Origin of the sequence: Pantoea eucalypti (assembly GCF_009646115.1) — a bacterium.
Taxonomy (GTDB): Bacteria; Pseudomonadota; Gammaproteobacteria; order Enterobacterales; family Enterobacteriaceae; genus Pantoea; species Pantoea eucalypti.
On the sequence record NZ_CP045720.1, the window covers coordinates 1203776 to 1215536 of the forward strand.

The following is an 11761-nucleotide window of genomic DNA, read 5'->3' on the forward strand; positions in this document are numbered from 1 at the left end:
AAAGGCACAGTCATGGACTACTGGAAACCAGACCGATTCAAGGATTACTTTCTGACTATGGCTAATGCTGAAGCTAATCAGCTGCTTAGTACGTCAAATCACTTATCTTTGATTCACCTGTCTGAGGGTTACAACAGGATTCAGTTTCAGGACGAAGTGAAGATTTTCGTTAATGCTCAGATTGATACGATTCGAACAGGTGCCAGCGATGATGAATGCCAGCAATGCATTCAAAACCTGAAAGAAGAACATCGTAATCTCATGAGACAAGATCAACTTCTTCGTACTGGTCAGGCGGCATTGCATGCTTCAGTAAAATTCGTTCAGCAAGGTGATATCTGGGGATATATTATCGATGGTGTGGGGGTAGTACTGAGTGGATTACAGGTGGTGGCTGGGTTTGGAGTTATGGCCGCTTCAGCTGCAACCGGAAATATAATAGGGGTTGGTTTTGGTGCGATGCTCACGCTTCATGGCGTGAATGGCGTTCAGGAAGGTGTAATGAATGTTATTACAGGAAAAAATGACGCCCAGGGATTCTTGAAAGATGGTTACATTGGAGCAGCCAGGTTCTTGGGTTTTGATCAAAAAACAGGTGAAATTGCCTACAGCAGTATGGATCTTGCTCTTTCGGCCTATGGCATGTTCAGGCTGATAAGAAAACCTCAAACATTTCGACTTTTTTACTACGTAAACTCCGACTTCGTTAGGGGTATCAAAGATATGAGCCGCTTTGAATTAGGAGTGGAAATATATAATGACTATTCGGCTCTGAAATCAATTTACGATAATAAAAAATAAATCACTTTTTTCTCGTGTACCGGAATGATTTGTAGCCTAACTTCATGGGTGTGAAAATGTAAAAAATAGGAGCTATGATTAGCATTGTGATTGAGTATGAGGTAACAGCGAGGCTATCCTTGTACATAAGCGTGTATATCCAGACTATAGCAAGAATGGCTACAAGGACCATTGAAGCAATAAAACGTATGCTAAGCTCTTTAAGTAAAGCCGGGTAAGTCGTTCCACTTTTTTCAGCTTGCATTCTTAAAGCCGCAATATCTTTCGCATTGAAACCGTTTTCAGCAAGTTTTTCTTCAATTTCAAAAATGTTCATATCATCACCAAATTGTAGATTTATATTGATCATAACTCACATTGCTAATAATTTACCAGAAAAAATTATATTGTCATTCAAAAGGAAATGAAAGTGTTAGAGGACTCAAAATTAATTTATCCGCATTTTTCAATTATACACTATTCCCCAACGTGGATTGATGAGAGCAGGACTACTGAATTAGCTTTGGAATGGCAGAGTTCACTAGTGTCTTTTTTTATAACTCAACCTCACCGTAAACAAGAGGCCTTTTTGATCGGAAGCGGTTTTATATATCTATTAGGTGACCATATACCTTGTATTGTTACTGCTTCCCATGTAATTAAAGAGATGCAAAAAAGTGAATTGTCGTTCATATCGATTGACGGAAATAAATTTAAGTTCGAGCATCTGGAAGTATTTTTTAATGATGAACAAGATTACGCTATTATTCCTATGTCTGAAAAAATCATGAAGGCTATACCAAATAGCGTTCTTTTTGATACTAAAGTTAACAACGATTTTTTTGAGAAAACATCTTCATTTGTGATCATGGGATATCCATCAAAAGTTAATAAGTTACATAAAATGCACCCTGAGAAAGGCTTGTCGCCTTTTAATATTAATTTTCACAACTTTTTTTATGAAAGAAAAACCGAAGATATTTATTTCCATTTTATTGCTGGCGGAAAAGAAAAAAACATCTGTTTTGAGGATGCCAGTACTAATAAAACCGTTACTTCGCTTGCAGGTATGAGTGGAAGCGTGATTGCTCAGTTGATAATTAATAAATTGGACGGCGGAGTTTCTTTAAAAGCTATTGGTATATTCAAAGAACATCGACCTAAAAGAGGTAATTTTCTGGTAGGTTCTACCTTGATTGATTTTGCTGATAATCTTAATTCATACTTAAATGATGATGATGCTTAGATAGGGTTTGGGCAAATATAATTCTTATACCTTCTCGCACAGTTAAGTAGAGTTGCAAAAGCTCACTCATTAATTTGTGTAAATTAATAGTGAATGTTATTCACCCCTCAAGCAATCCTGATAATGGTCTGAATGATTTGTCTTTTTGATATATTTTCTGGCGCTGCAATTGAATAAAATAGCTTTCCTTCGGGATTTTTCTAAGAATTTCTATTGTAGATTGATGCGTTAGGTTACGGTGACACTTTCCAGTTACCATCGTTTTTAATGAATTTAAATTCAGCTACAGTTTGCTTCTCGCCCATCATGGGTAGTTTTATATCAGTATCCACTTTGCAAAGGTATTTCCCTTTTTCCTCTGACTCCTTACAGGAAACCTTATCAGCTTGGTTTAGAGTCGTGAGCATGTCTTTGCTATTCTCACCGAATCGCTGTCTGGTTTGTGCGCTCAATGTTGTCCTGCATAGCTTTCTGGATTTCGGAAGAGGAGGGTTTGCTGTCGCAGCCGGTAAGCAAAACTGCTAAAGACAGGGCTGCAACTGTTGAAAATCTATTCATTTTTAATTCCTTATATGATTTTGGTGCTCATTATTTTGCTATGGATTTGTTGAGGATCTGGTCGAAAATTTCACACCACTGCTTTAACTGCATTTCCTTATCGCGGATCCCGCGTTCATGGGGATGTCCTCATGTGGCTTATGAAGACATTACTAACATCGCGGCGTGTTTATCAACGGGGAGCAGGTCACCTCTGATTGGTAAGCGACCAACCCGTCAGTCTCTGGGGCTTCACAAAGATATTGTCATAGCTTTAAATAATAAGAAGAAAAATATTAAGTCTGGTAATGATTTAGAAAAACGGCCAGCTAATTTAAAAATCGCCTCACAGCGCATAAGTAATCTCGAACTCAAAAATAAAACACTGGCAGAAGAGCTCAGGCGTCTGGAAGAGAGGTTTGTTGTATGGCAGTTTAATGCTATAAATCACGGAATGAGTGTTGAACAACTTAATAATGGGTTGCCCAAAATAGACAGGGAAACCAATGCTGATTAAATATTTAGTTGCGCAGATATTGCGCAATTTAAATTATATGTTATCTTGTATATACAACCAAGGGGTGGTTGATCAATTTTGCAAGGACGCAATCTATGAAAAATACAGACGCTCTTTCAAAGGAAGAAAAGCTACTTCTGCTTTTGCAGATGTTCATTGAAAGATTAAAAAAATCAGGTTTTGCACAGGACAAGATAATTCGCTATATGTGGCTATTCTGTGTCGGCTACTACATAAAATATTATCTTCCTCAATCGAAAACAGAGTTGATAGATCGCTTCACTATCATATCAATGCTCTCAAATGCTTTAAAATCGAGTTCTCTCCGGGTCATCGTAGAACTGGGTTATGAGCATGAAATTACTTTTTTCTTTCGGGCTTTAATCTACTATGTTATTGATAATCAAGAAGAGGCCGAGGGCATTTATCATGAGGAGCGAGTTAAATATGAGAAAGCGATATTGCTAAACCAAGTGCTAATTTCGAGGAGAAAAAAAAGAGGTAAACGATTGTGATGATTATAATTAATTTAACACCATAATCGTTTATTTGAGAGATTTTTATATACTCCTATGTCGGAAGAATCTCGGAGGTTTATTGTAAAACTTTTTCCTCTCAATTATTTCAAAAGTAAATGCACCCACAGCCGCTAGCACAGCAATAATTAAGAGGGAGTATATACCCAGCCCCCAGCCGTTAGGTAAATTAAGCCCAAAATGAGAATTTAAGAAGTTAGGTATTCCGAAATTTAATATTCCGCCTATAAAAGTTCCAATAGCACCCCCTTGTGTTCTAGCTGCTGTGACTTCAGTCTTAGTTGCTTCATACGCTACCTCAGCATTACAACCAGTACAAACCAATTGGCCTTCTAAAACAAAGGTGTTACAGTGCCCGCAGTACCAACCTTCATAATCTGAATCGTCGTCTTCCTTGATAACCCCTTCCAGCTCTAGCTTTATTTTACTTTCAGTGGTTTTTTTCCAGCTTTTGATTAAAGTTACAGAATAGCTTTTCTCATCACTGTCTATTAATTTAGCACAGTTTTGACATAGCCATATGCCATTAAAAATGGATTTTCTTTGTTGAGTTGAAAGCGCAGGGTCATATCTTGGGCCATTAGAAGCCGCAGCAGTTATGTGTGCTGCAACTCCAATACGAGTAGCTTTTTCCTCATCAAAATTAGGACCAGAAGTTAGACACTGACAACTAGGGTTAGAGCACCTGTTTGCAACACGTTCTTGTAGTATTTTTTTGACTTTTTCAGAGAAATCGTCTCGGTAGTGGCTCATAATATTCCTTTCATCATATTCAATACTCTTTAATTTTTTAAGTTTGGTGTTGTGCTACTTTTCAAATAAAAGTTTCATTTACTTAGTTGATGTAATGAATTTTTTAATTATTTGATTTTCAAGGTTATTCTGGTTATTGTTATCTATTGTATGAATAAAGTTTATTAGAGAATTAAAATGGAGACCAAATTCATTGCTCTCGCTGTAACGGAGAAATCAACATCTCCCAAAAATATTCACTAGCACCGTTAAAACTAAGTTTAGTACTGCGTTGTGAAACGCCATAACTCATTCCCATAGGAACTAGGAATAAAGATTGCTCATCATGATTTACTGAAATCGATTCTTGCATTGTGTTTTCAGGAGCACTTTCATCATTCGTATAGGAGATGCCTTTACTAAAATACTTTCCTGTGTTTAACCTAATGCCGCATTTAGCAACGCTTTTACCATCGCGATATATAACGCAACCAAAGGCATTATTGCTTATTGGTATAAAACGCGTATCGATTCCTTCATTCCTCTCTTTTAGTTCCAATAATGATTTCTCAAAGAATCTTTGAAAATATTTCATAGCTTCATCAAGAAATTTATCTTTATCAACATCAGTAAATTTTTTCGCTAACCTTAAATTGCTAGAGCGTGGTAAGTCAATATGGGGAGCGTTAGGAGGCAATGAGATGTCGGTTGAATTAACACGCCTTGATGGTTTCGAATTAGTTTTAACTGATAAAACTTCTAAAGCTTTACGCAATTGTTTAACAATATCTAAAAATGCATCATCCTTGTCTGGCCACTTTGATACGGGAATACCGTCTCTTGGCACCGCTAAGAGTTTGCTAAATGGAGCATTAGCTGATTGCCAGTCACATGGTCGCAAAATGACAGGTATCACTTCGCAATTTCCTTCAGATCGAAGTTGCATTGCTCGCTGTACTTCAATGTCAAAGCAATAACTGGAAGCTAGAAAGTCAGGACTTATTAATAAGAGAATTACTTCAGACCGCTCAAGCTCGACGTCTATGGTTGAATTGATTTCTGAACCAGCCACAATTCGTCTATCATGCCATACGTCAATAGAGCCTTCTCTTTTTAACATAGCAAGATGTACTTCAAGTTCTTCTCGGAATTGTTCGTCTTTATGTGAATATGATACAAATATGCTAGTCATAATTGGCTCCACAAAAATTCATAGATTTTAGGTCATGCTTAAACGGCCGACATCATTGAGACTTTAAAATTCTTTGTTGCCTTTAATGTCCCAGCCTGACTGTGTTTCAGCACCTTTGCCGCCGCTTGCTGATTGTTCCCAATACTGTGTTTTAACTTTGGATGCTTGAAACTGATATGAGATACCAATCAGGTCACGACTTGTAGTGCCATTAAAAATCACATTTGTGATGAGAACGTCTTCAAGAGTAATGCGGCAATACTCGATTTGACTCCCTCCGGCCTTACATACCGAAAGCTCTACCTTACCAATATGCTTGCCGTTAGAGACATAGCGCATGATTGCTGGAGTTGCTTTGTCTATCAGGGCCTGAACCGAGAGATCGCGGTACTGAACTTTTCCAGCACCACCTCCGCCTCCAACTGACATGTTCCCTAACTGGTTCGCGCCCCATGTGAAAGATTCAATAGCAATCCAGCCCTTATGGTTACTGTCCGGTGATTCACCTGTAATTCCATCAATTTTTAAGAAGATATCTGTACTCATGGCTGGTCCTTTTTCTTTCCCTGAGAAGGGTAATCTGATTAAATAAACTTAACGATACGTATAATGACATAAAGGCACAGTCATGGACTACTGGAAACCAGATCGATTCAAGGATTACTTTCTGACCATGGCTCATGCTGAGGCAAATCAGCTGCTAAGCAATGCTAATCACCTTTCTCACATCTACCTTAAAGACGGATTTAATAGGTTACAGTTCCAGGATAACGTTAAAGCTTTCGTTAACGCTCAGCTTAACGTCATCCGTTCTGGCTCCACTGATGATCAATGTCAGGAGTGCATCCAAAATCTCAAAAAGGAAAATGAGTACCTTACGATTCAGGACAGAATGCTCAGAGCAGGAACAGCTGCGGTTCATGCTTCGGTGCAGTTGGTCAAGAATGGAGATTTTTGGGGCTATGTGATCAATGGTGTTGGGGTAGTGCTGAGCGGCATGCAGGTAATAGCCGGTGTATCAGTGATCGGTGCTTCCCTTGCGTCAGGGACAATCATAGGTTCTGCCTTTGGCGGAATGTTGGTTCTGCATGGACTCAACGGGTTTCAGGAGTCTGTTGAGAACCTGGTGTATGGCAAAACTGATAGTGTGGGATTACTCAAACAGGGTTATGTAGCAACAGCTGAGTTTTTAGGGTTCGATCAGAGGGTAGGGCAGTTAGCATACAGTTCAATGGACCTGGCACTGTCTCTCTATGGCATCGTGCGTCTGGTACAAAAACCTGAGGCCTGGCGGCTCTACTATTTTCTTAATACCGACTACGTTCGCGGTATTAAGGAAATGAGCAGAAAAGAGCTATTCATAGAAGTCTATAATGACGCTTCAGCCATTAAATCAATTTCTGATACTTACAAAGAGTGACCATGCTTTTTCATGAATCTGTAAGCTTTAAATGCAGGTTTCAAAGGTACGAATATATATAAAATAACGAAACCTGCTACAAGCGTGATTGAATACGAAACAAGGTTTTCTTGTGTACCACTGCGAATGGTATAGATGAGTCCTGCGAGAAGGATTGCTATTAATATCATTGCAACTATGAATCTTTTCTTTAACTGTGAAAGGAGCCAAGGATAAGGATAACCGTCTTTCTCAGCATGCTGACGTATCACAGAGACTTCTTTTGGGGTAAACCCTTCTTTTACAAGCATTTCTTCGATTTGCATTTTGTTCATAACGATCGTCATTCATTTGTCTTACGATAGTTTGATTGTAACTCATTACTTAAGCCTCATACAAACCTGACAGGCCTTTGAAAGGCCCCTGTTTTTTAGAAATGGTTCCCTGGTGTTAACATTTGCGCATAAAATATGTGTTTTGAAATTCCGATGAAAACTGAGCTTGTTAATTATTGGATTCAATTAAGGTGATACTTTCCAGTTTCCATCATTCTTAGTAAATTTGAATTCAGCTACGGTTTGCTTCTCGCCCATGAGTGGTAGTGTAATATCAGTATCCACTTTGCATAGGTATGTACCTTTTGCCTCTGACTCCTTACAGGAAACCTTCTCAGCTTTGTTCAGAGTCGTGAGCATGTCTTTGCTGTTCTCACCGAACCGTTGTCTGGCTTGCTGGTTTGTGTGGTCAATGTTGTCTTGCATAGCCTTTTTAATCTCAGAAGACGAGGGCTCGCTGTCGCAGCCGGTAAGCAAAACTGCTAAAGACAGGACTGTAATTGTTGAAAGTTTATTCATTTCTTAATCCCTTATTTGATATTAATAATTATTGTGTTGCTGTGGTTTTGTTGAGTGTCTGATCAAAAATTTCACAACACCGTTTTAACTGCATTTCCGTATCCCGATTCCCGCGTTCATGGTGGAACCGGCCTTTGCGTGGGTGAAATTTGATCTGCCATTCCGGGCATTCAATGTCTCTAACCTGGATAAAGAACCCTGAGTTCTCGAAGTTTTTAAGGCGGGTAAGGTTGTTGTGGCCTTTACTCCCTAACATACCAATAATATCGAGAGCTACGATCTCACCACCATTAGCAAGGTGATATCGCCAGCCTTTAACGTCACTAAACTTGTAAGCTTTCTTGCGCTTACCTGCTTCGAGAGTTAGCAACTCACGATTCGTATCAATGGTCATTTTGGTGTTCTGGAACTCATGGCTCCACAATCCGTTGTCATTAACGTTCAGCAGGTAAATAGTGGAGGCGTTTGCCCTTTTATGCGTGTATGACACATATGCCGTTAGGAGTAAGAAGAAGGCAGGTAGTGTCCACATGAACAGGAACCCTGCAGTGTCTTTTGGATTTGAATCAGTCAGAATCCAAAAAATCACTACCACAACAATCCAGAACCTAATCGAACGAAAGAACGATGGTTTACGCACTTTCTGTCCGCTCAAAGCCGCTGTATCCATTTTATGCACCTTTAATTTAAAGTCGCTCATAACTAGCTGATTGGTAACTGCTTTTACGACGCATTTTTGAACGAGTTCAAAAGTTAAGCAAATCACTTGTACCGATCGATGATCTCCATTTGATAGGTGTTGACTATCATATATAGATTATCGATCTGTAAAAACGATCAATTGTTTGTGCAAATAAGAACTTAGGCTGAAAAATTGCGTTGAGGCAGGAGGTTAACGAAAGGGGACTGCTGTGCGTTCAGTCAATATTTCGCTGCTGCGAGGTGGCTCAGATAACTCAGGCTCAGCTGAAAGGACTGTATGAATTGTCGAAAATGAGGATTTTTGGTGGAGAAACGTCTTACCTGCCTTTTTGAGCAGGTCTGTGAAAGCAGCCAGGTAAGGAATGCTCAGTAGCCACTTCAACACCCTAGTCATGAAGTAGTCAGCACTGCTGGTTTGCTCCCATGCCATAAGTGTAATGCTGAGGGGAGTTTGGGCTTCGGGTATCTCTGACGCTCTATCTCTATGTTCATACATAGGAGGAGGCGTATCTTCGGATTCTAAAGCAGCTGGTAATGACGGTGTAATAGCTACCTTACTAGCTTCTATATTTGAATCACTCGTCTCGTTACCTCCCATAGCCGCAGCTTTCAAAGCAACGAGCAGGGGGTTGTCGCGTTCATGTGCGTAGTGAAGCTTCTCTTGAAGATTGGCCCACGAGTATGTCTTCCCCAGTTGCGAAGCTTTGAAAGCTATTCCGGTATACTCAAAGGAGAAACCATTCATGCGGCCCGTGGAGGAAATGTTGGGTATAGTCGCTATACCGTTGTCAGCAAGTGCTTCAACGAAGCCCGAGATATCATTGGCACTGTTAAGGATCTCCTCGATAGTGTTCTGTAAGAACGTCTTGGGCGTTGGCTGACCTTCACGCTTCTCCTTCTGTTGCTCGCCACGTGACAGCTTCTTGCGCTCTGTGACAGAGGAAGTGCTATGTGAAGGAGAGGGGCCTTTGGTTCTGGTCAGGTCATATGCTAGCTCAAGCTCCTGGATTATGCGGGTACTCGCAAGGTTTTCATTCCTGCCCAGGTAAAGCTTCCCTCCAATAAGATCCACTCTGCTCGCAATGATATGAATATGCTGGCCGGCCTCGTCGTCATGTATAACATAGCAGCGTAGGTGCGTCTCACTGAACCCCATGCGATTCATGTAGTCGTCAGCAAATGACACCCATTGTTTTGTCGTGAGTGATTCACCGATAGGCAGGCGAAGCGAGTTGTGCCATACAGGTTTCAGTATGTCTGTACGAAGTGAAGCTGAGGCGTCGAACTCAGTAATTAGTTCAGGCGCTGAAGCGCCCAGCATGTTCCCGCCGATAACAACCGGATCGGTTTTATGGTGCGTTCCAGGTTTCAATGCGTATAGGACAACACCTGCGAAGCTCTTACCTCGTTTGATCTTCTGCATGCCCTTCATTAGAGGGGATACTCCATAGATCAGCGGTAAGGAGGCGAGAACGAAGCTCACTAATTTGCCGCTTTACGGCGAACAGTTAAGGCTTGGTAAGAGGATTACATGACTGCTTTGCGTTTAGGTGGTTAACAATCTCATTGAGCCTGTGATTTATCTCGCCAAATATTTTCCATGCCGCTCTGTTGATCTCTGGAACGACAGGAGGTTGAGTTTTTAAAAGGCACATGCGAAGCCACTCGCCCTTAGCGTGTTGCTTACGTTCTTGCTCTAAAATATTTAGCTCTGAGTTATTGAGTCTGACGCTGACGCAATGAATACGTAGATTTTCTGCAAGGGGAGGTTGATAGGTGGTATCCATAGAAGCTCCTTTTCTAATATATAGATAAGCATTTTCCTTATGCTTAGGTTATTTATATATGATATAGAATTTGTGTCAATGTGGTGTGTGGTAATATATATATATGCCAAAGTTAACTTTATTTTATGCCACCCTTTAACAAATTGATTTTTTGGTATTGACAAGTTCTTATTATGATGTAAAACATAATTGTAATTTCAACGATATCGACTCAATGATATTTTTGAATTTATATAGTTAACTATTAATTTGCCCCATATATGGGGAACTGGAGAGGCTGCCGCAAGGTGGCCTCTCGACCTTTCTTGAATTGTTCTGCATCGGTATAATTATGAAAAAATTCAATGCCTAATACACATTGTTAATTAATTCCGCTCTTTTAAGCCTGAAGCTTTCAGGTCTACCCTTTTTAAACTGCAAGGCATAAAAAGCAAGGCTACTCAGCTTCGCTGAGTTAGCCCTTGCTTGTTAAACTCTACAATTAGTGTATTGACTAGTTATTCAATGATGATAAGTTATAAACAATCAATAAAATAGGACTGACCAAATGAAGAAAATTACATTATCCTGTATTAGAGTAGATAAAAGCTTCAAAAGAAGAATGAAGTTTAATTTATGTTTTTTAGCTTTTGTCATTCTCCTGTTATCAATGATATATTACTTTGTGGATCAAAATGAAGTGTTAAGCTATATTTTTATTTTATCATTTATAATCTTCCCTGCTTATGTAATCGGCGTATCACCTTTAATGGCAAAAAAATAGTTTTGGGGTTTATCGTTTTTTCTTATAAAGCCTTCTGGTCTTGTACTTCCAAAGCAGAATCAATTTTGGAGTTAAATTGTTTGAAACGGATTTTCCACACAAAAGAAGATACTTACTAACGCTTTCTGAAAAAACTATTGAACATTTTATTATAGTACTTCCTGCGATTACGCTCAATATAACATAGACATACCAATGCTGAACGGCTTCGATCTTTAATTTTTCGCTAATATTCTTCACAGAGGTTAATATATAAAATACGGCTAAAATAGAGGCTGGTACGTAAATGATTGTATCAATTAACGGCTTTAAAAAAATCAATCATTTTAGGAATGGCAAAATAAGAGATTGCTAATCCAACAATCGTTGGTAAAATTAGAAACCAGAAAACTGCCGCTATTTTTATTTCGAAAAGGTACACATAACGAAAAATCACTAAACACGACACAATAACTATCGTACATGCCAGTGGCATTTTTAAATCAGTCACGGCTTTTATATTCCTTTTTCTTATCCTATGCAGCCGATTTTCTTCTAGATTCGTCTTTTTTGATTGCATCGAATGGTTCATGTTTGACATTAAACTTTCCTTTGATTAATCCGCGTTGTGCTTATAATCATATAAGCATAATAATCTTCTATATGCAGTGCTATTTTTATCTTGGAATGCCAATAAAAAAATCTTGACATCTTCACTTGCTATTTTATTCTGATAA

At 39.2% G+C, this 11761-nt stretch carries 16 protein-coding genes; 5 read left to right on the forward strand and 11 right to left on the reverse strand.

Annotated features, from left to right (window positions below; translation table 11 throughout):
• Positions 1-12 precede the first annotated feature (12 nt).
• Positions 13-801: a DUF4225 domain-containing protein gene (locus EE896_RS05670; RefSeq protein WP_008926506.1), complete on the forward strand. Its 789-nt coding sequence runs from the start codon at positions 13-15 to the stop codon at positions 799-801.
• Between the two features lies 1 nt (position 802).
• Here EE896_RS05670 and EE896_RS05675 read toward each other — a convergent pair whose 3' ends face one another.
• Positions 803-1150 (reverse strand): hypothetical protein, encoded by a 348-nt coding sequence (locus tag EE896_RS05675; protein ID WP_008926505.1) that lies wholly within the window; start codon positions 1148-1150, stop codon positions 803-805.
• 60 nt (positions 1151-1210) lie between these two features.
• On the opposite strand from EE896_RS05675, the gene EE896_RS05680 reads away from it, so the two are divergent.
• Positions 1211-2026, forward strand: a complete 816-nt coding sequence (locus EE896_RS05680) for a hypothetical protein (RefSeq protein ID WP_008926504.1) — start codon at positions 1211-1213, stop codon at positions 2024-2026.
• Positions 2027-2259: 233 nt separating this feature from the next.
• Here EE896_RS05680 and EE896_RS05685 read toward each other — a convergent pair whose 3' ends face one another.
• Positions 2260-2478: a hypothetical protein gene (locus EE896_RS05685; protein ID WP_050540853.1), complete on the reverse strand. Its 219-nt coding sequence runs from the start codon at positions 2476-2478 to the stop codon at positions 2260-2262.
• 41 nt (positions 2479-2519) lie between these two features.
• On the opposite strand from EE896_RS05685, the gene EE896_RS05690 reads away from it, so the two are divergent.
• Positions 2520-3080: a hypothetical protein gene (locus tag EE896_RS05690; RefSeq protein ID WP_140915673.1), complete on the forward strand. Its 561-nt coding sequence runs from the start codon at positions 2520-2522 to the stop codon at positions 3078-3080.
• 95 nt (positions 3081-3175) lie between these two features.
• Positions 3176-3595 (forward strand): hypothetical protein, encoded by a 420-nt coding sequence (locus EE896_RS05695; protein ID WP_140915672.1) that lies wholly within the window; start codon positions 3176-3178, stop codon positions 3593-3595.
• A gap of 45 nt (positions 3596-3640) precedes the next feature.
• Here the strand turns inward: EE896_RS05695 and EE896_RS05700 are convergent, their stop codons facing one another.
• The 3 genes from EE896_RS05700 to EE896_RS05710 form a co-directional block, all read right to left on the reverse strand.
• Positions 3641-4369, reverse strand: coding sequence for a hypothetical protein (locus EE896_RS05700; RefSeq protein WP_153574538.1), 729 nt, complete (start codon positions 4367-4369; stop codon positions 3641-3643).
• 190 nt (positions 4370-4559) lie between these two features.
• A complete protein-coding gene (locus EE896_RS05705) occupies positions 4560-5540 on the reverse strand; it encodes a toll/interleukin-1 receptor domain-containing protein (RefSeq protein WP_153574539.1) in 981 nt (326 codons plus the stop codon).
• Between the two features lie 63 nt (positions 5541-5603).
• Positions 5604-6086, reverse strand: a complete 483-nt coding sequence (locus tag EE896_RS05710; protein WP_140915669.1) for an Hcp family type VI secretion system effector — start codon at positions 6084-6086, stop codon at positions 5604-5606.
• 82 nt (positions 6087-6168) lie between these two features.
• Between EE896_RS05710 and EE896_RS05715 the strand changes: the two genes are divergently transcribed.
• Entirely contained in the window at positions 6169-6960 is a 792-nt protein-coding gene (locus EE896_RS05715; RefSeq protein WP_137244913.1) for a DUF4225 domain-containing protein, read from the forward strand.
• Here EE896_RS05715 and EE896_RS05720 read toward each other — a convergent pair.
• The 6 genes from EE896_RS05720 to EE896_RS05745 form a co-directional block, all read right to left on the reverse strand.
• The gene (locus EE896_RS05720; RefSeq protein ID WP_148235575.1) at positions 6948-7274 is read right to left on the reverse strand and encodes a hypothetical protein; all 327 of its coding nucleotides are present in this window, start codon (positions 7272-7274) and stop codon (positions 6948-6950) included. The two genes, EE896_RS05715 and EE896_RS05720, sit on opposite strands and share 13 nt — an antisense overlap.
• 186 nt (positions 7275-7460) lie before the next feature.
• Entirely contained in the window at positions 7461-7793 is a 333-nt protein-coding gene (locus tag EE896_RS05725; RefSeq protein WP_153574540.1) for a hypothetical protein, read from the reverse strand.
• Positions 7794-7821: 28 nt separating this feature from the next.
• Complete coding sequence (locus EE896_RS05730; RefSeq protein ID WP_140915486.1) at positions 7822-8493, reverse strand: DUF4755 domain-containing protein; 672 nt, start codon at positions 8491-8493, stop codon at positions 7822-7824.
• A 192-nt stretch (positions 8494-8685) separates the two neighbouring features.
• Positions 8686-9927 carry a relaxase/mobilization nuclease domain-containing protein gene (locus tag EE896_RS05735; protein ID WP_238343230.1) on the reverse strand — a complete coding sequence of 414 codons (1242 nt, stop codon included), beginning with the start codon at positions 9925-9927 and terminating at the stop codon, positions 8686-8688.
• A 76-nt stretch (positions 9928-10003) separates the two neighbouring features.
• Positions 10004-10282 carry a hypothetical protein gene (locus EE896_RS05740; RefSeq protein ID WP_337769753.1) on the reverse strand — a complete coding sequence of 93 codons (279 nt, stop codon included), beginning with the start codon at positions 10280-10282 and terminating at the stop codon, positions 10004-10006.
• A 1058-nt stretch (positions 10283-11340) separates the two neighbouring features.
• Complete coding sequence (locus EE896_RS05745; RefSeq protein WP_153574542.1) at positions 11341-11625, reverse strand: hypothetical protein; 285 nt, start codon at positions 11623-11625, stop codon at positions 11341-11343.
• Between the last annotated feature and the right edge of the window lie 136 nt (positions 11626-11761).

What these genes read in the sequence shown, in the direction of transcription:
- EE896_RS05670 (WP_008926506.1), top strand. Translation starts at nt 13, where the DNA reads ATGGACTACTGGAAACCAGACCGATTCAAGGATTACTTTCTGACTATG.
- EE896_RS05675 (WP_008926505.1), bottom strand. Translation starts at nt 1,150, where the DNA reads ATGATCAATATAAATCTACAATTTGGTGATGATATGAACATTTTTGAA.
- EE896_RS05695 (WP_140915672.1), top strand. Translation starts at nt 3,176, where the DNA reads ATGAAAAATACAGACGCTCTTTCAAAGGAAGAAAAGCTACTTCTGCTT.
- EE896_RS05700 (WP_153574538.1), bottom strand. Translation starts at nt 4,369, where the DNA reads ATGAGCCACTACCGAGACGATTTCTCTGAAAAAGTCAAAAAAATACTA.
- EE896_RS05705 (WP_153574539.1), bottom strand. Translation starts at nt 5,540, where the DNA reads ATGACTAGCATATTTGTATCATATTCACATAAAGACGAACAATTCCGA.
- EE896_RS05710 (WP_140915669.1), bottom strand. Translation starts at nt 6,086, where the DNA reads ATGAGTACAGATATCTTCTTAAAAATTGATGGAATTACAGGTGAATCA.
- EE896_RS05715 (WP_137244913.1), top strand. Translation starts at nt 6,169, where the DNA reads ATGGACTACTGGAAACCAGATCGATTCAAGGATTACTTTCTGACCATG.
- EE896_RS05720 (WP_148235575.1), bottom strand. Translation starts at nt 7,274, where the DNA reads ATGAACAAAATGCAAATCGAAGAAATGCTTGTAAAAGAAGGGTTTACC.
- EE896_RS05725 (WP_153574540.1), bottom strand. Translation starts at nt 7,793, where the DNA reads ATGAATAAACTTTCAACAATTACAGTCCTGTCTTTAGCAGTTTTGCTT.
- EE896_RS05730 (WP_140915486.1), bottom strand. Translation starts at nt 8,493, where the DNA reads ATGAGCGACTTTAAATTAAAGGTGCATAAAATGGATACAGCGGCTTTG.
- EE896_RS05735 (WP_238343230.1), bottom strand. Translation starts at nt 9,927, where the DNA reads ATGAAGGGCATGCAGAAGATCAAACGAGGTAAGAGCTTCGCAGGTGTT.
- EE896_RS05740 (WP_337769753.1), bottom strand. Translation starts at nt 10,282, where the DNA reads ATGGATACCACCTATCAACCTCCCCTTGCAGAAAATCTACGTATTCAT.
- EE896_RS05745 (WP_153574542.1), bottom strand. Translation starts at nt 11,625, where the DNA reads ATGTCAAACATGAACCATTCGATGCAATCAAAAAAGACGAATCTAGAA.